Consider the following 21,435-nt stretch of genomic DNA (forward strand, 5'->3'; position numbering starts at 1 on the left):
ACCGCCCCTCGAAGGAAGGCACACCATGCTCGACCCACACAACGTCACCCAGGACAACAGCCGCGAAGTCGACGACATCTTCGACGAAATTCGCACGATCATGCGTCACTCCCGCCGTCGCGCCGACGAAGCGCTGCGTGAGGTCCGCAACCAGCAGCACAAACGACGTGCCCGGCAGACCCGCGCCCAGCAACGGCTGAACTCCGCGCGCGCCACCGGCGCCCGTCCGCCCCGCTACACCGACACCAGCGCCGAACGCCACCCGCTGACACCGGATCTGATGGCCCGCTGGGCCGGAGCGCACGCCGCCGCCGACCTGGCCCGCGAAGCCGCCGCCGAGGCCGCCCGCGACGGTGACACCGCCCGGCAAGCCCAGACCAACGCCACCGCGCAGCGCGCCGAGCAATGGGCGCACGCCTGGGATGAGCGGCTACGTGAGGCCGGCGTCGACCCCGACAGCATCGGCGGCCGCGACCGCGACAACGACCTCGGCGAGGTCGCCGACACCGATCTGCTCGACCAGGTGTCGACCTCGGCCGCGAACTATGCCATCGACGTCGACGACGCTGCGTCAGCGGGCGGGCACCGCTCGACCAGCGAGCTCATCGCCGACACCGAACCCGCCCCCGAAGCCGCGTTGATCGCCGCCGGCGACAGCGACTGGCAGACCACCCCGGTCCACGAGATCGGGGCCAGCGTCACCCTCGACACCGGAGCCCAGCTGTGAGCACCACCCATCGCCGCGACCGCGGCCAACACGAATCCATGGTCGGCTACTACCTCGCCGCAGCCGTGTTCGCGCTGCTGGCGATCGTCTACGTGTGCTGGCGGGCCGGGTGCTGGCTCACCGGCCAGCCCGGCCCAGTGCTAATCAACCCGGCCACCGCCGCCGTCGACGGCACCTTCCAGTGGCCGGTGGCCTCCACCGTGCTCCTCGTGGTCGCGGTCATCGCCGCCGCCGCGATCGCGGTCGTGGTGGGACGTCATCGCGCCGCGACCGCCGTGCTGCGCGAGTTCGACCAGGTGGCACAGTTTCTTCCTCGTCCCCGGGAACTGCACGCCATCACCGCCCGCGACGCCAAGCACTCCGCGCAGCGCCTCCGCGGCCGCGACGCCATCACCGGGCACCTCGACTACGGGCTGGTGCTGGGATCGCTGATCGGCGCGGGCACCTCCGCGCTCTACATGAGCTGGGAGTGGGTCGGACTCGTCATCGGCGGACCCCGATGCGGCAAGACCACCGGCTACGCCATCCCGATGATCTGCCAGGCGCCTGGCGCCGTGTTCGCCACCTCCAACAAGCCCGACATCTACGACGCCACCCGCTGGGTCCGTGACCGCAACGACCTCGACACCGCTCCCGCCGCCAAGGCCGACATCAGCCGACAAGGGCTGCGCGCACTGTGGGCCTATCGCACCCAACGGCGCGAACCGCCACGCACCCGCGGCACCATCTGGCTCTCGGACCTCCAGCACATCGCCGGTACTCAGGGCCAGCAGTGGTGGTGGGACCCGTTCTGGTGCGTGCACGAACTCTCCGACGCCCGAGAGCTCGCCGCGATCTTCGCCGCCGCCGAAACCGCCGAAGGATCACGCCTGGACGCCTACTTCGACGGCGGCGCCAAAGAACTGCTCGCTCTGCACATTCTGGCCGCAGCCGTCGGTGGGGGAGACCTCAAACACGTCGACGGCTGGCTCACCGACCCCAAACTCAAAGTCGCCCGCCAGGTGTTGACCCGCCACGGCCACCACGACGCCGCGGCCAAGATCGACACCGCCGCCAACCTCAACCCCCGCCAGCAAGACGGCCTCTACGACATGGCGCGACGGTTCATCAACGTCATGACCGTGCCCGCCTACGCCCGATCGGTCCTCCCGCCCCAACGTGTGCGGTTCGACGGCGACAACACCGTCGGCAGCAACGACATTCGCCACGACCTGCCCAAGTTCGATCCGCAAGCGTTCGTCACCTCCACCGACACCATGTATGCCCTGTCGATGGAAGGGGCAGGATCGGCCACCGCGTTGACCACCGCCCTGGCCGACACCATCTTCAAAGCCTCCGTCGCCCAAGCACGGCGCAACGGTGGACGTCTGCCGGTGCCCGTCGTGGCAGTGCTCGATGAGGCCGCGAACGTGTGCAAGCTGCCCGAACTACCCGACTGGTACTCCCACTTCGGCAGCCAGGGCATCGTCATCGTCACGATGCTGCAATCGCTGGCCCAGGCCGCGAAAGTGTGGTCCAAGGACAAACTCGACATGCTCGTGGACTCCTCGAACGTCTACATCTACGCCGGATCATCGAACAACGAGTCCTACCTCTCGGGCCTGAGCCGCATGATCGGCCAACGCGACGTCCGTCGCCGCAGCCGCTCGCACTCCAACTCCGGTCTGGGATCGACCAGCACCAGCGAATCCTGGTCCAGCGAACCCATTCTCGGTATCGACGACCTCAAAGCACTCCCCGCCGAGCGCGCAGTGCTGGCCACCTCCGGCAACCGCACCGTCGTCACCACCAAGAACTCCTACTGGCTCGGCCCCTACGCCGAGCTGATCGACGCCTCCAAGAAGGCCTGCGCGACTGAACGCGCAGCCCAGCAAACAGCACTGACCGCTGCACCGCCCCTCGCCGCCACCACCCGGGAAAGGACCTTCTGATGACCACCCACGACACCGACACCCCCGACGACGATCCCCGCGCGCACTGGCGGTTCACCTCCGGCGCCGACTGGTTCACCAACTGGCTCAGCCACATCAAAGCCGGACGCTTCGACCGCGACACCCGCTGGTGCGCGCAGTGGTGGCGCCACGACGAAGTCGTCATCCGCCTCGAGGAGCTGTGGAAAGCGTGGGAGACCGCCCGCCTGAGCGAAGACCCCGCCGCACTGTCGTCGTGGTGGACCGCCCACCTCGACGCCCACTGGCGCACCCTCACCGCCGAAAACGGACCGCTCTACCTATGCACCCCCGAAAAACACACCACCACAGACACACTCACCGACGCGAGCACCCCACCCCCGCCCGGATGGTTCGACCCACCCGCCGACCACACCACCGCCGCGTAACACGACGAGACAAGCCAGTCATGCCACCAACGCCGCTAGTGCACTGGGCGCTCGTCGGCTGCGTCGTGCTGCTGGTGGTCCTGGCCATCACCGGCGCCGTCGTCGTCACCAGAGCAGTCCTCCGCCAACGCCGCCGACCACGACCACCTGATCACCACCGCAAACCTGACCTCGACGAGGGATCGCACCATGACCGCTGACCACGATTCGACCGCCCCACATCGCATCTACGAGCTGGCCCTCCACCGTCATGTGAGAGCCACCAAAGCGGCTCTTCCCACCACCGCCACCATCCATTGAGAGGACCGATACCCATGTTCGTCTTTCCTGCTGTTGGCGGGTGCGGCACCACCTTTGCGGGTCCGACACTGCAACTGGCTGGCCGTGATGACGTCACCGACGACACCCTCCGTCGAGCCAAGATGGGGTGGCTACTGCACTGGAGCGGCGCCGTCGTCGCGGGTGCGCTGCTGGCAGTTGTGGCGGCCAGCTACTTCTCGATCACCCCCGACAATCTGCAATCCGACGGGGCTCTGCTCAACACCATCGCGGCGTTGACTGTGTGGTTCGCACAGATGCTCGTCCTACCCGTACCCGTTGCCTACGCAGCGATCTGGTGTGTCGAGACTGCGAAAGGCCAGTGCTCGCGGCTGGTCGGTGCCCTTGCGGTCGCCCTGGCCGCCGCGGGTGCGGCGGCTGCGTTCATCGGTGTCGGGCAAGCGCTCCCGGCGACCTCGTGGTGGATGTCCAGTTCACTGTCTGCGTTGCTCAACGATCACACACCAGCGCTGTCTGCTGACATCACCGCCGACCTTCGCTCCGCGCGGCCATGGTTGTACGTGGCGGCGGCGGTCTCACTGAGCATCGTCTGCGGACCCCGCATGCGAGGCCGTCACCGTGGGCGTCTGGATTACCGGACGGTCAACGTCGCTCGGTACCTCCCGGCCGCCGACTACGAAAGCTACGCGACCGCCGATCTCGACCGCGACGTTTGTGTGCGCGGCTGCGCCGCAGGCTCGGTGACGATGTCCGGCCGCGGCGCTACCGGGGGCATGGCCGGCAAGACCTCAGACGGAACAACCGGTGGTGGTTCCTCAGGCGGGCTTGCCGGACACGGGGCGGACGGCAACTCGAGCGGCACGTCGGCAGGCGGTTCGGGGACGTCCGGCGGCTCCGATTCCGACGATCACGTCAAGGGGGAGCAACCGCTAAGAACTGAGACGGCCAATGGGCATCACGTTGACTGATCAGGTCGAGACGGGAATGCCTGTTGTGCAACTTGATTCGCGTGCGCCGCCCACGACGAGTGATGCACCGCCAACAGCACCAACACAGAACAATTCACCAGCTACCGATTGGAGACACCATGACCAAAAACATGACGACCCGCTTCGTCGCGGCGACCGTTGCGGTGAGCGCCGGGGCCTCAATTGCCCTGGGCTCACTCGTAGGAGCCGGCGCCGCCGAAGCCCTGCCCCCGGTGTCCGGAGACAGCCCGGACTGGCCCAACTACCGCGTCGGGCCGTTCGCCTCGCAATCGCTGTGCGACAACCACAAGGGTGCCTACATCCGGGTGTCTCCGTGCTTCTGGTCCGCGCCGGATAACCGGTGGTACTTCTGGGGCGAGACCATCTGACTGATTCAGGCCCTGGCAGGTGCTGGACACACCTGCCAGGGCACTGATCGGTCAGAGATCGAGCCTCTGACCAGTGAGAAACGATAGCCACCCACCCTTGCACCGGCGCAGTCCGGGCGGGGAGTGGACCTCACTTTGGTAGGAGCTCGACGCATGGCACGCAACGCCACCCCTGAGGACAACACCCCCAATCTGTTCGATCTACTCGCCGACACCGACCCATCCGGGCAGCGGATGTCGGCACCGCAGAGCACTATGGATACCCACACCGAGGAGGACACCGATGTTTCACGATCTGCGCACGGCACTGACCGAGCGGTACGCCCAGGAACTGACGCAGATGGACCGCACGCAGTTCGAGGACTTCCTGACCGCGGAAGTGACACGGCTGCAGGCCGAGATCGCTCAGACGCAGTCACAGACCGAGCTGGCGACGATCGCGGCGTGGAGGGACCAGCACGGGGGCAACGACCCGGACGTGCTGACGACGCAGCGGCTGTATCAGCAGGCCCGGTACTCGGCGGAGGAGACGGTGCTGGCGACGCTGTGGGAGGGATTCAGCAGTCCCGAGGACGACGACCAGCCGGACGACGAGCCGAACCCGGACACGATGACCGGGATGCAGCGGTGGCTGACGCAGTGGGCGATCGAGGCCAGCCGAGAGACCGAACGACTGACCGAGCAGGTGTGGCCGGAGCAGACACCACGGTTTCAGGTGTGGGCCGAGCAACTGCTGGAAGCACGTCTGACCGACGGGCTGGCGGTGCCCGACGGGCCGGAACATCCGCTGGTCGCGGAGCTGACCGCGATGGTGGACGCAGCGCTGGCCGATCAGGCTCGCGCCGACGCCGAGCGCGTGCGGAGGTAGTCGACGACGGCCAGGGGCTGCTGTTTGAGTCTCTGGACGATTTGCGGATCCCGACTGACCCGGCCGTGGTCGACCCCGGCGGCACGCCGCTGCCGCCGAAGGCCGACGACGCGCTGCCGCAGGTGCCGCAGTCCGAGACGGGGTTGCCGCTGACGGCGTGGGCGAGCACCCGAGTCGCCCCGGCGCGCCGCCCGGACGGCTCGGTCGTCTACGTCAAGGCCGAGCATGTGGTGGCCGGCCTCGAACCCGACCCCACCCCCGACTCGGCGACACCGGAACCGGAGCCGTCGAGCGTCGCGGCCATCGACGAGACCACCGCCCCGTCTATAGCTGCTGATGTGGGGCCTGCAACCCGGTTCACGCATCCGGGGACGGTGCTGGTGCCCTCCGGGGCCAAGTCCCGCGCCCGCGCCAACATCGCCGCACTCGAGGTCCTCACCGAGACAGCGCGCACCGGACGCCCCGCGACGGCGGCCGAGCATGAGGTCCTGGCGCAGTGGTCGGGGTGGGGTGCCGCGGCCGACATCTTCGACGAGTCCAAGCCGGAGTGGGCACCCGAACGCGACCGGTTGCGTGCCCTGTTGGATTCGGAGCAGTGGCGGCAGGCGAAGGCTTCTACGCTGAATGCCCATTACACCGATCCGGCGATCGCCCGAGCGATGTGGTCGGCGATGACTCGCGCTGGGTTCGACGACGGACTGGTCCTCGAACCGGGTTGTGGCAGCGGTACGTTCATCGGTCTGGCACCGCCCGGCGCGCAGATGGTGGGGGTGGAGCTCGACCCGACGACCGCTCAGATCGCCCATCTGCTCTACCCCGACGCCCAGGTGCGGTTGGAGGGTTTCGAGACCACCCGCGTCCCGGACGGATCGTTCGCCGCGGTGATCGGCAACGTCCCGTTCGGTGGGTTCACGGTGCACGACCCGATCCACAATCCGGCCCGCCACCGCATCCACAACCACTTCTTGCTCAAGTCGCTCAACCTCACCGCCCCCGGCGGATACGTCATGGCGATCACCACCGCCGGGACCTTGGACGCGGCCTCGGACAAGGCGCGCCGCGACATGCACGCCGTCGCCGATCTCGTGGGCGCGGTGCGATTGCCCTCGACCGCATTCGAACGGGTCGCCGGCACTCAGGTCGTCACCGACGTGCTGGTGTTCCGCCGCCGCGAGCCCGACGTCGCCGCGGCTGCGGACGCCGAGTGGCTGCATTCTGACCTCGTCGCCCTCCCTGACCGGACCGGCGAGACCACCGAGATTGGGGTGAACCGCTACTTCACCACCCACCCCGAGCATGTGCTGGGCACGATGCGGGTCGATCGCGGGCTCTACCGCGACGGGATGCTCGTCGTGGCCGCCGAACCCGGCAACGATGTCGCCGCCGACCTCGACGACCGGCTGACCGGCATCGTCGACGCCGCACTGGAACGCGGCGACGGACTGTTCCTCGCCGACGACACCGCCACGGCCGCCGGGATGGAGTTCACCGCCGGCGCCCTCGACGCCGACGCCCTCTACGGCGACGACATCCCGATCGGGCACGTCAGCTACGACGAGACCACCGGGGTGTTCACCCGCCGCGGGATCGACGGCGACGAACCGATGAAGGTGCCCGCCACCCGCACCACCGAGACCCGGCACCTGTTGCGGCTGCGTGATCTGTTCGCGGCCACGATCGCCGCCCAGCGCACCCAGAGCAGCCGCGCCGAGCGTGACGCGCTGCGCGCGGACCTCAACGAGGTCTACGACGCCTACCTCAACACCTACGGCCCGGTGAACCGGGCGAAGCTGGTGGGCGGCAAGGAACGCACCGCCGAGGAGGCCGCGAAGAAGTTCGCAGAACTCGAAGGCAAGTGGCGTACTGCCAATCGCGACGCAGACGGCGCCGACTATCCCGGCCCGCTGCCCGAGGATGTGGCGGCCGAGCTCGATGAGAAGGCATGGCAGGTCAGCGCACCCTCGCGGCGCCAAACCCATCTCGAGGCGGTCCGCGCCGATCCTGGGATGGCCGGCGTGCTGGCGTTGGAACGCTACGACGACCAGACCGGCACGGTCAGCAAGACCGCGGTGTTCTCCCGCGACGTCGTCGTCGCGCCGGTCCCGGTGTCACGCGCGGATACCCCGGCCGAAGCTGTCGCGATCAGTCTCGGTGAACGCGGGCGAGTCGATCTCGACCGTGTCGCCGAACTGCTCGACCAACCCGCCGCCCAAGCGCGCGAGTCGATCCGTGGGCTGGTCTACGCCGATCCAGACATGCCCGAAGATCTGATCCCCGCGGCGACCGCGTTGTCGGGCAACGTGCGTGCCAAACACGCCCGCGCCGCCGAAGCTGCCCGTACCGATCCCGGGAATCGGGACTGGGCAGAGCTAACACAAGCACTGGCGCAGGTGATTCCGGACGACAAGCAGCCCTCCCAGATCGGGTCAGTCAAACTCGGACCGACCTGGATCGAGCCGCGCGACTACGAAGCGTTCGTGCGCGAGACCTTCGGCGCCACGAGTGCCCGAGTGACGCGCGCGGCCGGTTCGTGGGGCGTCGAGGTGCCACCTGACGAACGCAACAGCGCGTTGATGCGCACCGAGTACGGCGCCGACAATGCGGACAGGAGGAACAAGGCGCTCGATGCGATCGACCTCACCGAGATGCTGCTCAACCAGCGGTCGATCGTGGTCAAGAACTCGGGGCCGGCGCAGGAGGAGGGGGCACCGGAAGTCGATGCCCAGGCCACCATCCTCGCCCAGGTCCAGGCCGAGAAGATCACCACCGAGTTCCGGTCGTGGCTGTGGTCGGATGATGAGCGCCGTGACCGCCTCGTCGCTGAGTGGAATCGCCGCTTCAACACCTGGGTCCGCCCCGAGCACGACGGATCACGGCTGGCACTGCCCGGTCTGTCCCCGGTGTTCGAGCCGCACCCCTACCAACGCGATGCGGTGGCGCGGATTCTCGCCGAGCCGACGGTGCTGCTCGATCACGTGGTCGGCGCCGGCAAGACCGGCACGATGTTCATGTCGGCGATGGAGGCCAAACGCCGCGGCCTGGTCAATCAGCCGTGGATCGTGGTGCCCACCCACCTCATCGAGCAGTTCGGCCGCGAAGTGAAGATGTGGTACCCCGCAGCGAACGTGCTCGTGGGACGCAAAGGCATGTCGCCTGAGGACCGTCGCGTGTTCGCCGCCCAGACCGCGACCAGCGACTGGGACATGGTCATCATCCCAGCCTCGGTGTTCTCCGCGATCCGGGTCCACCCGCAACGCCGTGTCGACTACATCGCCGGCCAGCTCGCCGAACTCGACGCCGAATTGTCTGCGAGCGCAGGCGACATGACCCAGGCGACCGTCAAGAAGATCGAACAGGCAAAGAAACAGCTCCAGAAACGACTCGACGCCGCGACCGATCAGGCCACCAAGGACCACGGGGTGTTGTTCGAAGACACCGGCGCGGACTATCTGTTCGTCGACGAGGCCCACGAGTACAAAAACAAGGGCCGCCAGTGCACGATCGACTCGCTGTCACTGACCGGGTCGAACAAGGCCGAGGACCTGTCGTTGAAGCTGGACTACCTGCGTGAACGCCGCCAACACCAGGCGGCCGCGGCCGGGCGGGTCATTACCCCGGGCGCTGAGCGGGTCGCGACGTTCGCCACCGGCACCCCGATCGCGAACTCGCTCGCCGAGTCGTGGGTGATGCAGCAATACCTACGCCCGGATGTGCTGGAGGCGGCCGGGGTCCGCTCGATCACCGACTGGGCGGCGTCGTTCACCGCGACCCGCTCGGAGACGATTCCCAACGCCACCGGCACCAAACTGCGTGTCGTGTCGAAGGTGTCGGCGTTCGCGAACCCGAAAGAGATGTTCGCCATGGCCGCCCAGTACACCGATGTCGTTGTCCGTGAACAGGTCCCAGCCAATCTGCCCACCCATGACGGGCGGCAGATCATCACCAGTACACCTGGTCAGGAGCGGCGCGATTTCATCGCCGACCTGGACTATCGGGCCGACAATCTCGACCCGCGACGCGCCGACATCGACAACGTGCTCAAGATCCTCAACGACGGCCGCAATGTCGCGCTCGACCCGGCGCTGGCCAACCTCGAACCGGATCCGGGAAATACCCGCGCCGATGCCGTGGCCGAACAGGTCGCCCGCATCTACCACGCCACCGCCGACAACGAATATCTCACCGAGGAAGGGGAGCGGTCCCCGATCCGGGGGCCGTTGCAGCTGGTGTTCTGTGATCGTGGCACCCCGCGGCCCGACGGCCCGTCGGTGTACTCCAACCTCAAAGACCTTCTCGTCGAGCAGTATCAGGTGCCCGCGGAGAAGATCGCGTTCATCCACGACGCCAAGTCGCCGTCGCAGAAACTGGCGTTGCAGGCCGACTGCCGCGCTGGTCGGATCGCGGTGCTGGTCGGGTCGACCTCGAAGATGGGCACCGGCATGAACGTCCAAGGCCGACTCATCGGCCTGCACCACATGGACGTGCCGTGGCGGCCCGCCGATCTCGAGCAACGCGAAGGCCGGATCATCCGCCAGGGCAACCAGAATCCGCGGATCGAGATTCTGAACTACGTCACCGCAGGCACCACCGACACCGTCATGTGGTCGAAAGTCGAATCCAAGGCGGCGTTCATCGAACAGGCCAAACGCGGCCAGCTCGACGACGTCGCCGAAGTCGACGACATCGCCGACGACTCACTATCCGAGGCGGCTGCGGCGACCAAAGCCGCCGCGACCGGCGACGAACGGTTCCTCGAAATGGCCACCCTGGAAGACGAGGTGAAAAGCCTGTCCGCACTGGCCAGCGCGCACGCCGACTCCCGCTCCCACGCCCGCCGGGTCGTGGCCGCCGCCGACCGGGCCATCCCACGGTTGGAAGGCAGCATCGACAAGCTCGACGTTCTGTTGGCCGGTCATCAGGAGTGGATTGATGCCGGCAAGGAGTTCGTCGTCACCGGTGCCCGTCCTCTGTCGAAGCGTCCGGAGCGGTCCGAGGCGCTGTTGCGGCGGGTGACCGCGGTCTACCACGAGCTCAAAGGTGCGGGCATGAAGCAGGCCATGCCGATCGCGTCGATACCGTCGGGGCTTCAGGCGCACGCTTCGCGCGAGTTCGCCCAGGACAAGATCCACGTGTGGCTCGATTGCCCGGGGCGGCCCGGGTTCACCCTTGACGCCTCCCAGGTGTTCACCACTGCCGAGCGGCGCACCGCGACCGCGTCTGGGCTCGCCACCCGTCTGGAGAATCTGTACACCGGGCTCGACGACACCCGTGCTCAACTGGTCGCCGACATCGCCAGCTACCGCCGCGAAGTCGAGGTGAACGCTCCGCGTATCGACGCACCGTTCACCCGGGCGGATGAGTTGCAGACCAAACAGGTTCGGCTGCGACAACTGCGGATGGAGATCGAACGGGCCCAGCAATCCGAGGAAGCGGTCGCCGCCCGCCAGGCCGCTGAGGAACGGATGCGAAGTGCCGGTCGTGAACCCGGCTGGAGTCTGGAACTCAACCCCACACCGGTCATGGTCGAAGAAGCAGGACTCGACCATGCCGCCGACTACATCGCCGTGATGCAACGCTCCCACCAACACAAAGCGGAGCTCTACCAGGCCGAGAAGGACGCCACCACAGCAGAACCGGGAATCGGGACACTGCTCGCCGACACCCGACCCCCACCAGAAGCAGAACGCACAGAGAACACCGGATCACAGCCCCCGCCCCACGACCCACTCGATAACGGGACACAGCCCCAACGCGACCCGGACCTGGACCTGTGAGGCGACAGGGACGTTCACCGCGCGCAGACGGAGGCGATGGCAGGTGCGAGCTCGCTGTCGCACCCCCGATCCGGTTGTCGGCCCGGCCGGAGCTGATCTCGAGCAGGCCGCCTCGGACGTGACTCGACGACAAGGGGCAACCGCTCACAAGAACCGGCCGCGTCAAGATCACCTGGTCCCCAGGAGCACAAGCCCACCCCGCAGCGGTGACCCACCGGACAGGCGTGGCTCGCCACGCGCGACCAGCATCGCCTGTCCCGGGTTCGTGATAGAAGCGAACCGCCACACCCGCGCACCCATCACCAGCAACCGACACCGAACAGGACGTGACTTCATGCCTTTGCAATCAGCTCGACTCTCCACCGCCGTCAAGACCATCGTCGCCGGACTTCTCATCACCGCCGGCCTCACCACTGGTCTCGGCCTCGGTAGTGGGCAAGCGCACGCGAAGATCGACGACGGCCGATATAAGTACCAGCTGGTCATGTACGGCGTCATCCCATACCCGGAATCCAACGCGCGAGTGATCGGCAACCGTCTGTTCCAAGACATCTACGGCGTCGGACCGTGGAATGCCACCAACAGCCACATCACCCAGACCCGCAACGGCGGCATCGTCTCGATCGCCGGTGACCCAGTCGCGCACTGGTACTCCCGCATCGAACTACGCAAGACACCACACGGCTACAAAGGTGTTCTGTTCGCCGGCGGCGTCCCCACCGGCGACGTCTACCTACGTAAAGTCCGCTAACCACACAAAGGGTCGCGCAGGAACTGCCTGCGCGACCCTTTGCCGTTCGGGCGATCGGACGGACCGACGCTGTCGGGCGGGCGATGCTGGCCAACAGTGACGTTCACCGCGTTCCAACTGAGGCGTCGACGGGGTGGACGTCCTGGCACTACCATTCGCGATGACAAAGGTCGGGGTTACGAAAGGGAACACACGATGCTGACGAGGTCGGGGATACGCGCGGGGGTGGCGGGTGCGGCACTCAGTCTCGCGGTAGCTACCGGTGGGGCGGTCCTGTCCAGTCCGCCAGCGCAGGCCGCGCGGATCGTCGAGACGTCGCAACCGGGTGTGGTGGTGATCGAACTCAGCCACGCCGACACCGTGGCCGCCGCCCACCTCGGAGCCGGACGGGTCATCAACGCTGTTCTGGGCAACGACTACTGGGGCGTCATCCTGGAAACCGACTCCCGCTATCGGGGAGGGGCGTACTACCGTCCGGACAAGGCCGCCAGCTGGAATGACGTGACCGATCACCAGGTCATCTCCGAGGCCGCCACCCACCCGGGCGGGCGGGTCGTGATCGCGGTCTACGTTGACCGAACCAAGAGCCTGAACGGACATCCGCTGTGGATACAGCAGGTGTGGTGACCGACTCACCGACGAAGGAGCAGACGTGCCGTATCTCGGGTTGATCTACCTGGTGATCCTGGTGATCGCGCTGATCGACATCATCAACACCGACGACGCCGCCGTGCGCGGGCTGCCCAAGTTCGCCTGGGTAATCCTGGTGGTGATGCTGCCGCTGGTCGGCGCGCTGGTGTGGCTGGCAGTCGGACGCCCTACCGCCGATGAACGACCACACCGGCAGGATACGGGTGCGAACAGTGAGTTCCCGGAATACGACCACCCCGGCCGGTACATCCCGCAAGACCCCGAGGCAGACCGAGAGTTCCTTCAGCAGTTGCGAGATCGCGCCGAACAGCAACGCCAGACCGCACGCGAACAGCAACGCGCCACCGACCGATCTGACCGCCCAGACGACCATGGCCCAACCGCTCCGTAAAGGCCGTAGACGCCACTACCCGCGCGCATAAAGCAGGTAGCTCGATACTGACTGCAACGATTCAGCCAAGCGCCCCACCAATCAGTGAAAGGAGCAGGCCAGAACCCTTAGAGACCTCAGGCCTAGCGGTCCGTTAGTCCAGCATCAACACCACGCCAGCAGACTCTGCGCCCGAGATTCATTGACGTAGATCACATATTGCGGATAGCGTGTCCGGAACTTGCTGGTCGCGGGGGGCGAGCGAAGGTGGTGAAGGTGCGAAGATTCGGTATTGTCCTGGCCTCGTTGGTAGTTGCCATCTCGATGTGGCTCGGCGCAGGCGCGGTACGCGCGGACGTCTTCCACGGGTACTGGATCTACGGAAAGATCCATGAGGAGTACACGCAGGCTGGTGGTTACAACTTCTTCGGCAACGCCACCATCCCAGAATCGAACACCCAGAACGGCGGCAAGTTTCAGCGGTTCGTCAAGAACAGCTCGATCTACTGGCACCCCGCGGTGGCTGGCGGGCACGCCAATCAGATCGGCGGACTCATCCGCGATGCGTGGGGCCGAGTTGGTTGGGAAACAGGGTATCTGGGATACCCAATCACCCGCGAGTTCGGCGTCAATGGGGGTCGCGCGAACCACATGGTGGCCGGTTCGATCTACTACTCGGCTGCGACCGGCGCCAAGAACGTGTGGCTGGGAATCCGAGACGTGTGGGCCGACTCAGGGTGGGAGAACGGGCGATTCAAGTTCCCAACAGAAGATACCCGCACCACCACCTGCTCGGTCTGGGCCCAAGACTTCCAGGGCGGCACCGTGCTCTACAAGGACAGTGGCGTCGGCGGTTATTTCCTGCCCGGCAACGATGTAGACGGGCAACGCCTGGCGTACAGCATCGGCGGGGGTTTCCTCTACGGTGCTGAGCTGCAAACCGCGGTGAACTCTTGGAACCAGCTCAGCCCCATCACCGTCGCACCCGTGGGCGTCTTCGAGGTCGCCGACGTGTCGATTTCAACCGCCAACCGATCTGATGTGAGCTGGTCAGGATTACACACCCGCTACAGCGCACCTCTGACCAGCACCATCCAGATCAACATGCATTACGTGCAGAACTACTCGTCGGCTAAGAAGGCCGGGGTGATTGCCCATGAGATCGGCCACGCTCTGGGACTGTTCCACACCTGCGCCAACGACCTGATGGCCGATAATGACGGTGACCGCGGAACGTCCTACGCACCCACCGGCCTCACCCGCGACCTCTACCACAACAAGTGGGGATTCTGATGATCAACCACCGAGCTATACGACCGTCGGCTCTGGCGCTCGGCATCGCCAGCGTCCTCGCCGCTGCCGCCCTGTCCGCGTGCGGCGAGCAAACCGTCAACGAGGGCATCCCGCCCCTCGAATCGGCCACGGCAACCTCACTCGCTAACGCGGACTCGGTCACTGACACCTCGGACCTGCGCAACCTGATGGCGATCTCGACACACGTCTTCACTGGCCGCGTCGAATCAGCGGCCGGCACCAAGGCGCTCGGCCCGCTCCCTGAGACTCAGTACAGCGTGCTCACCGCCACTTCGATCAAGGGGGAGGTCCCCGAGAGCGTTGTGGTCAACCAGCAGGGTGGGGTCAAGGATGGCGTCTACATTTCTGTCAACGGCGACACCCCTCTCAAGATCGGCCAGTGGTACCTATTCGCGACCCGCTACCTTGAGTCGGAGAAGTGGTACACGTTGGTCCCGGTCGACGGCCGCAAACCTGTGACTGAGCAACAAGCCCGCGACAGCGCCTCTGCGCCTCTGGCTGCGGCCGCAGCCGCGTTGCGCGCCAACCCGCAGGGTCGGCTGGCACCACCCGATCCACCCAGCCCTTCGATGACCTTCCCGCTACCCCAACCTGGCGACCGCAATCCACCCCCGCCCTCGCCAGCACCGCCCGGCTGATCATCGCGGCGACGGCGTCCAGGGCGCAGCGCGCACTAGTCGTTCGGGCGGCAATCGCGATCTGCGGCAATGAGTCCGAACCCATACCAGTAATCGCAAGCACCGCGTGCACGCGATGGCATTACCCGTAGGTGCTTTGCAAGGTCAGCTCAGATGTCGTATCCGGAGTCTCTGCGTGGTGCAGTGTCCGGCGGTAGATCGTTGGTGCGGGGCGACAGCGCGGCCGACGCGGTAGTGGCGGGCGCAGTTTCGGCTTGGGTTCCGGTGTCGGCGAGTGTCGCGCGGATGGAATCTTCGGCGGCGCGGGTCTCGCCGGGAAGGTCGTGGCGGCGGGCTATTTCGGCTCGGGCGTGAGCGATGGCGGCGGCTGCGGCGTCGCGGTCGTCGATGGCTTTCTGGTGGAGCTGGCGGGCACGGGCGTCGGCCTGCTCGGCGGCGTTCAGTTCGCTTGCGAGCGTGGCGGTGTCGGTGGCTCGGGCAGTGATCTCGTCCCACTGATACTCGGGAACACCGACGTCCCGACGGGTCTGTTCCTGGGCTGCGGCGAGATACTGGTGCTGACGCTCGGCCGCGGCGGCCGCCTCGGCAAGGTGCTGGTGTTGCTGGTCGTGCTCGGCGCGCGCTTTTCGTCCGCGCCCGGCCGGCGGCAGTCCCGCCAGGGCGTCGCGCGCCTCTGTGACGCGGGCCGCGGCGGCAGCAAGAGCGCGTCCGGCTGTGCGAGCGGTAGTGATGCGGTCGACGGTGTCGGCGAGTTCGGCGTGCTCGGCGCGCACTCGGGGCGTCCGCTCGGGTGCTGGTCGGCTGGTTTTCAGGTCGTCGACGGCGAGGGTGTGGCGGCGGGTGAGGGTGCGCAGGTGCGCAGTGAGCTGGTCGTCGCTCATGACGCGGATGGAGTCTTGGTGGAGCCAGTCACGCAGCTCGGCATCGGCCGCCGGTTCGACAACCGCGGTGGCGGTGGATTCGGCGGCAGGTTGCGTCGCCGACGGCGTGACCGCGTCGGAGGTGGCGACGGGCGCGGTGGCCGTGGCGGGCATGAGGTAGGTGTCGCGGTGGTGGTGAGCGGTCTGGGTGAGGGCGTGGACGTGATTGAGGCGGTTGTCGATTCGGTAAATGCGGGTGGTGAGGTCGGCGCGACGGGCGCGCAGGTCGGCGAGGTTGAGTTCGTCGAGTTCGATGGCTTGCAGACGCATGAGTTCGACGTCGGTGTCGGTGACACGGACGCCGCCGGATTCGGCGATCGCGGACTCGAGCCGGGCGTTCGCCTCGTCGTAGACGGCGGCGAGGGCGTCGCGGTCGGCGGTCGCGGCGGTGATGCGCCAGTCCAATGCGCTGGCATCGGCCTCAGCCCGTAGAGCAGCGAGGTCGGGGGCCTCGTCGTCACTGAGGGGGTCGAGGTCGATGGTGTCGGCGGCGCGGAGCTGAGCGGCGGTGCGGCGCAGGGCGGATGCCTGGTTGGTGAGATCTTCGATGAGTTGTTCGGCCATCATCAGGTCGTGGTGGTGGCCTGCGGTGTCGGCGGCCGCGGCGAACTGGTGGTCGGCAGCGGCCCGCAACGCCAGGACGTGCGGGGCCATGGCTTGCTGGTGGGCGCTGGTGCCGGCGTTGATCGCTTCGCGTAGCTCCGCCATGTCGGTGCCGAGTTCGGCGAGCTGGGCGGTGAGTTCATAACGCAGCGCAATGCATTCGGCGAGGTCGCTCGGCGCGGCGAAACGATCGGGTGCAGCGACGACGTCGGCGGCGAAGTCGTCGAAGTCCAGGTCCTCGTAGCGGTCGAGGTCGTCCGGATCGAGGACGTCGACGCCAGCTTCCGGCGGCGGTTCGGTGTCGGTGAGCGCGGCGAGGTAGTCCTCGTCGACGGCGGCGAGCTCGTGGTCGACGTCGGCAACGGGGCCACTGGCCTGCGCCCATGGGTCGGACAGTCCGGCTGCTTCGGCTGCTGCTTCGGCGGCGGCTTCGTCTTCGGGGGTGGGCGGAGCCTCGGCCGGCAGCGCGAGGTCGGTGGCGTGGCTGCTGTGGGTGACGAGGAGTTCGACTCGCCAGGTGAGCAGGCGGGCGTACTCGTCGAGGCGGACGGTGTGGTCGTCGTCGGCGCCGCTGTGGAGCAGGGTGTCGGCGAGGTCGAGCAGCTCGTGGGGGCTCCACTGGTCGGGGTCGGCGGCGCTGACCGCGGCCACGAGCGCGGGCCAGGCCCGGTCGGTGAGGATCGCTTCGGCGGCGCGGTCACCGACGATCCCGACGAGGTCGTCGGCCCAGTCGGGGCGCAGTCCGGTGTTGGTGGCTTCGACGGCGGCGGGAGCCAACTGTCCGGACAGGCGCCACCACAGTGCGGCGGCGGGCATTTCGGTGGGCAGCGGGGTGTCGGCGACGGCGTCGCGGGCCAAGGCGTCGACGTCGAGGCCGGCACGGGCGGCCAGCGCCAGGTGGTCGGCGAGTTCAGGCCAGTACGGGTCGGCGAGTAGGTGAGGGTCGAGGTCGCGGGCGAGGTCGGCGTAGCGGGCAGCTTCGGCGGTGGTGGTGATGAGCGCGTCGGCACGCTCGGTCAGCGCGGCGTGGCGCCGCGCCAGGGCGATGGAATCCGGGCGCGGCCCGGCAGGACGGCGGTCGGTGTCATCGACGCCGCGGGCTGCGCGGAACACGGCGAGTTCGGCGACGAGCTCGCGGCCGCGGTCGGGGTCAGCCAGCAGCAGCGGACGCGCCCACATCGGGGCGGTGGCGGTGTCCCAGGCGGACGCCTGGTCGGTGACGGCGGTCGCGAGGTCGGTGACGAGGGCGTCGCGGCGGGTGAGGTAGGGCGCCCACTGGGGGTCATCGAACCCGGCGGGGATGCGGGCCAGCCAGGGCAGGGGCCCGCCGCCTGCGGAGTGTTGCTGGGTGGGGTCCAGTCGCCAGTCGAGCACGGCGGCCGGGTCGGCGGCGGTGGCCAGTTCGCGGTGGGTGATCGCGGCCTGGAGGCGCGCGATCGGGTCGTCGCCACCGAGGGCCAGGGTCGCGAGGTGGGTGCGCAGGGTGGGCCAGGCCGCGCACGCGGTGAGCGTGCCCGCGGGGGTGCCGGTGTGGGTGCTGTAGAGGGCGTCGGCGTCGTGTTCGAGGTCGCGGATGGCCTTGGCGCCGAGGGTGTGTTCGGCGGCGGCACCCAGTGCGTGGTCGTAGGCGGCCGCGGCCCGGGACAGACGCAGGAACGGGTCGACGGCATCGCGTTGAGCGGTGGTCGCCGACTGTTGGGCGCCGTCGCGGCCGAGGATCGCCGCCAGGGTTTCCAGCCCCGTCTGGGGGTGGCGGGCCTTAGGGGTGGTGGCGTTGTGCGGGTCGGTTTCGGTGGTGGGCAGGTAGATGTGGTTGCCGTGGCGGCCGCGGGTCATCGCGACGTAGAGCAGCTGTCGGTCCAGGGCGTCGGAGCCGATGACGTGGCAGGTGTCGGCGGTCATGCCCTGGGCGGCGTGGATGGTGGAGGCGTAGCCGAGGGTGGTGTGTTCGGCGACGTAGTCAGCGGGTAGCTGCACGTGCCGGTTGAGATCGAGGTGCTGGGCGGTCAGGGTGCCGTCGGCGCCGATATGGGTGACCCGCCACCGGTCGCCATTGCGGACCCAGTCGGTGGCCGACACGCGCAGATCGCGGCGGTTGCTGCGGGTGCTGATGATGTCGCCGACGCTGGCCGACAACCCATCAGACAGCCGCAGTTCCGGCCCGTGCAGGTGTGGGTCGATGGCGGCCAGGCGGTCGGCGCGGGCGCGTTCGTTGAGGGCGTTGACGGTGTCGCGGGTCGCGGCAATCATCACGGTGTCACGGCCCTGTGCGCGGTCACGTGCCCATGCCCGGTAGGCGTCATCGGCGGCGGCAGCATCGGATTCGACGTGGATGCGGCCGTGGTCGGCGTAGAAACCGAGGGCGGCGGGGTCACCGTCACGCAGCGCCAGCGACGCCGCACCTCCGGCGGCATCGGAGAACCGCACCACCTGACTCAGGGTCAGCGCGCCGGTCTCGTGCGCGACGTCGCGCAGCACACCGCCGGCCGAGATCGAGGCGAGCTGCTGGTCGTCGCCGACCAGACGCACACTGCCACCGCGGGCGGCCACGCACCGAATGACCGCGTCGAGATCGGAGGTCGAGGCCATCCCGGCTTCGTCGACCACGACGAGGGTGTCGGGGCCGATCTGGGTGTACCAGTCGGGCAGTTTGAGGTTTTGATATGTCGGGTCGGCCAGCGTTTTCTTGGCGGCGGCGACCTTGTTGGCGAGCTCGGGTTTACCGATGGTGCGCCAGCGTGGTGTGGCGGCCAGGGCGCGGGTCTGGGCGAGTTCGCGTTCCGCGGTGGCGAGTTGGACGAGTTTGGCGGCGGTGTCGGTGGTGGTGTCTAGTTCCTCGCGCAGCACCGCCGCGGCGGCAGCGGTGGGGGCCAGGCCGATGAGGGTGCCGCCACTGTCGGTCCACGCTCGTGCGAGGGTGCGCATGGCGGTGGTCTTACCGGTACCGGCGGGCGCCAGGACCAGTTGCACACGGCGCCCGGAGGTGGCCAGTTCGCGCACCATGGCGGCCTGTCCGGCGTTGAGTTCGCGGCCGTTGGCGGCTTGCTCGAGCAACGCGATGTCGACGGTGGTCTCGTCGAGTCGGCGGCCGTCGGAGCGTTTGGCGGCGGCCACGATCCGGTGTTCGGCGGCGAGGATGTCGGTGCTGGTGTGCAGGGCGACGTCGTGGCGCACGAACACTGATTCGCCGTTCGCGCGGCGCAACACCTCGGGTTCGTTGAGGTCGCCGTCGAGGGCGTCAGAGGACACCGCGACGCTGGTGTCGGCGGCCAGTGCGGTGTCGACGACACGCTCCACGGCGGCGGCGAGTTCGTCGGTGTCGGTGATGCCGGCGAAGTCGCGGGCACGCAGTTGACGTTCGGCTTCGGCACGCAGATGCGGACGCTGCCAGCGGGCGCGCGTGGCCGAGATGTTCTCGACGCAATTGGCGGCGAGCTCGGTGCACAACTCGTCGGTGAACTCCGGATGTTCACGGGTGCGGGGGCGAGGATGGGTGGCCTCGTGCACGAGGTCGCTGATCGCGCGATCGCCGCCGAGGATGCGTCGTGCATCGGCCCGCCACGCCTGGCGCTGCTCGGCATAGGAGCGGGGTTCGTGCTTGGCTTCGCGGGTGTCCAGGGTGGCTTGCTGGGCCAGATCGAACGCCTCACCGGTGGTGGGTTCGCGGCCGTGATCGGCGAGGAACTGCTTGGACAGTTCACCGATGCGTTCCTCGATCGCCGCGCGCCGCGACGACCACCGGGCCATCAGTTCGGCGGACACACCGTCGATCTCGCGGACAGGTCGCTTGCGCACATCGGCCGAGAACCGTTCGCTGAACGACACCCCCAAATCGCGTTGGAGGTACAGCTCGATGCGCGAGTTGTACACCTCCGAGGCCGACACGGTGGCCTTGAACAACGGGGTGCCGTCCAGGGCCATCCACCGGGTGATCCCGGCGGCGTCGCGCACCCGCACTTTGTTGGAGATGGCGACGTGGGTGTGCAGGTCCGGGTCCCCGGCGCGGGAGTCGCGGTGGGTGAACGCCGCGGCGATCAAACCGTCAGTGTCGACCTGTGCGATGCCGTCGGTTCCCAACCGCGACAGGCACGCTTCGCGTTCGATGAACGCCAGTGCATCAGCGACCGCCTGACGGTGGGCGGCCTCGATCTTCTCAGCCATCGGTAGCGGCGCGACCGCCCACAACGCCGACACCGATTTCACCGGACTGAACGTCATGTCGTAGCCGGCAACCGCCGACTGACGCCGACGGCTTTCCTGCGCGATAAACCCTGAGAGCTCACGCGAATCCCGGGGCGGGCGACGGTAGGTTTTCGTGAATCGCTCGCGCCCCAACTCGGTGCGCAACGCCGCCCGGGTGTCGTCGTCGATGACGGCATCCCAGCGTTCGCCGCGGGCGAGGTTGTGGTCACGGAACACCACCGCGAGTTCCTGTAGAAACTCCGGGAATTCGTTGTAGACGGCGTAGGCGTTGCCCAGTTTCGTCGCCGCCAACGCCTCGGCCGTTCGGCAGTCCGAGGACGCCACGGCGTGCTGCTCGATCGCGGTCGCGTTGGGGTGGCGGCCCTCGCCGAACAGTGCCTTCATCTGCGCCGCCGACACCATCGACCCGGCCTCCACGGTGCGCGCCTCGGCGAGCGCATCGGCGACCTCCAGGCCCGAGCCGACGTCGCTCAGACCGGCCAATCCGGAGCCGATCCACTGCCCCGGCGAGTCGCCTTTGGCGCTGTAGTAGTCGGCGAGTGAGACCCGGCCTTTGTCGGTGGCGTCCATCGCCGCAACGGATTTCGTCAGGTACTCATACCCGTCGCCGGCGGTCAGTTTGTGGATGGTCGCGGTCACGTT

14 protein-coding genes are annotated in these 21,435 nt (G+C 67.8%); 13 read left to right on the forward strand and 1 reads right to left on the reverse strand.

Going from position 1 to position 21,435, the window contains the following annotated elements:
• Window positions 1-25 precede the first annotated feature (25 nt).
• The 13 genes from AC4JJG_RS20055 (at window position 26) to AC4JJG_RS20115 (ending at window position 15,067) form a co-directional block, all read left to right on the forward strand.
• On the forward strand, window positions 26-727 hold the full coding sequence (locus AC4JJG_RS20055; protein WP_495405809.1) for a hypothetical protein: 702 nt from the start codon (window positions 26-28) through the stop codon (window positions 725-727).
• A complete protein-coding gene (locus AC4JJG_RS20060) occupies window positions 724-2,658 on the forward strand; it encodes a type IV secretory system conjugative DNA transfer family protein (protein WP_495405810.1) in 1,935 nt (644 codons plus the stop codon). Before AC4JJG_RS20055 ends, AC4JJG_RS20060 begins: the two co-directional genes overlap by 4 nt.
• Window positions 2,658-3,065: a DUF4913 domain-containing protein gene (locus AC4JJG_RS20065; RefSeq protein ID WP_065629367.1), complete on the forward strand. Its 408-nt coding sequence runs from the start codon at window positions 2,658-2,660 to the stop codon at window positions 3,063-3,065. Before AC4JJG_RS20060 ends, AC4JJG_RS20065 begins: the two co-directional genes overlap by 1 nt.
• 20 nt (window positions 3,066-3,085) lie before the next feature.
• Window positions 3,086-3,265 carry a hypothetical protein gene (locus tag AC4JJG_RS20070; RefSeq protein ID WP_139104520.1) on the forward strand — a complete coding sequence of 60 codons (180 nt, stop codon included), beginning with the start codon at window positions 3,086-3,088 and terminating at the stop codon, window positions 3,263-3,265.
• A 114-nt stretch (window positions 3,266-3,379) separates the two neighbouring features.
• On the forward strand, window positions 3,380-4,312 hold the full coding sequence (locus AC4JJG_RS20075; RefSeq protein WP_065629368.1) for a hypothetical protein: 933 nt from the start codon (window positions 3,380-3,382) through the stop codon (window positions 4,310-4,312).
• 119 nt (window positions 4,313-4,431) lie between these two features.
• Entirely contained in the window at window positions 4,432-4,701 is a 270-nt protein-coding gene (locus tag AC4JJG_RS20080; RefSeq protein WP_139104521.1) for a hypothetical protein, read from the forward strand.
• 283 nt (window positions 4,702-4,984) lie between these two features.
• Entirely contained in the window at window positions 4,985-5,569 is a 585-nt protein-coding gene (locus AC4JJG_RS20085) for a hypothetical protein (RefSeq protein WP_182374570.1), read from the forward strand.
• Window positions 5,570-5,634: 65 nt separating this feature from the next.
• Window positions 5,635-11,343: a helicase-like domain-containing protein gene (locus tag AC4JJG_RS20090; RefSeq protein ID WP_495405811.1), complete on the forward strand. Its 5,709-nt coding sequence runs from the start codon at window positions 5,635-5,637 to the stop codon at window positions 11,341-11,343.
• A gap of 334 nt (window positions 11,344-11,677) precedes the next feature.
• On the forward strand, window positions 11,678-12,094 hold the full coding sequence (locus AC4JJG_RS20095) for a hypothetical protein (RefSeq protein WP_495405812.1): 417 nt from the start codon (window positions 11,678-11,680) through the stop codon (window positions 12,092-12,094).
• 195 nt (window positions 12,095-12,289) lie between these two features.
• Entirely contained in the window at window positions 12,290-12,721 is a 432-nt protein-coding gene (locus tag AC4JJG_RS20100; protein ID WP_495405813.1) for a hypothetical protein, read from the forward strand.
• Between the two features lie 25 nt (window positions 12,722-12,746).
• Window positions 12,747-13,136 (forward strand): PLD nuclease N-terminal domain-containing protein, encoded by a 390-nt coding sequence (locus AC4JJG_RS20105; RefSeq protein WP_182374573.1) that lies wholly within the window; start codon window positions 12,747-12,749, stop codon window positions 13,134-13,136.
• Between the two features lie 246 nt (window positions 13,137-13,382).
• Window positions 13,383-14,408: a M12 family metallo-peptidase gene (locus AC4JJG_RS20110; RefSeq protein WP_182374574.1), complete on the forward strand. Its 1,026-nt coding sequence runs from the start codon at window positions 13,383-13,385 to the stop codon at window positions 14,406-14,408.
• Complete coding sequence (locus tag AC4JJG_RS20115; RefSeq protein ID WP_182374575.1) at window positions 14,408-15,067, forward strand: hypothetical protein; 660 nt, start codon at window positions 14,408-14,410, stop codon at window positions 15,065-15,067. Before AC4JJG_RS20110 ends, AC4JJG_RS20115 begins: the two co-directional genes overlap by 1 nt.
• Before the next feature lie 149 nt (window positions 15,068-15,216).
• Here AC4JJG_RS20115 and mobF read toward each other — a convergent pair whose 3' ends face one another.
• Window positions 15,217-21,432, reverse strand: coding sequence for a MobF family relaxase (gene mobF / locus AC4JJG_RS20120; protein WP_495405814.1), 6,216 nt, complete (start codon window positions 21,430-21,432; stop codon window positions 15,217-15,219).
• Window positions 21,433-21,435 lie beyond the last annotated feature (3 nt).

Source organism: Gordonia sp. B8661-1 (assembly GCF_059427765.1).

Bases quoted from the DNA above. Each gene is read 5' to 3' on its own strand.
- AC4JJG_RS20055 (WP_495405809.1), top strand. From the start codon at position 26: ATGCTCGACCCACACAACGTCACCCAGGACAACAGCCGCGAAGTCGAC.
- AC4JJG_RS20065 (WP_065629367.1), top strand. From the start codon at position 2,658: ATGACCACCCACGACACCGACACCCCCGACGACGATCCCCGCGCGCAC.
- AC4JJG_RS20070 (WP_139104520.1), top strand. From the start codon at position 3,086: ATGCCACCAACGCCGCTAGTGCACTGGGCGCTCGTCGGCTGCGTCGTG.
- AC4JJG_RS20075 (WP_065629368.1), top strand. From the start codon at position 3,380: ATGTTCGTCTTTCCTGCTGTTGGCGGGTGCGGCACCACCTTTGCGGGT.
- AC4JJG_RS20080 (WP_139104521.1), top strand. From the start codon at position 4,432: ATGACCAAAAACATGACGACCCGCTTCGTCGCGGCGACCGTTGCGGTG.
- AC4JJG_RS20085 (WP_182374570.1), top strand. From the start codon at position 4,985: ATGTTTCACGATCTGCGCACGGCACTGACCGAGCGGTACGCCCAGGAA.
- AC4JJG_RS20095 (WP_495405812.1), top strand. From the start codon at position 11,678: ATGCCTTTGCAATCAGCTCGACTCTCCACCGCCGTCAAGACCATCGTC.
- AC4JJG_RS20100 (WP_495405813.1), top strand. From the start codon at position 12,290: ATGCTGACGAGGTCGGGGATACGCGCGGGGGTGGCGGGTGCGGCACTC.
- AC4JJG_RS20115 (WP_182374575.1), top strand. From the start codon at position 14,408: ATGATCAACCACCGAGCTATACGACCGTCGGCTCTGGCGCTCGGCATC.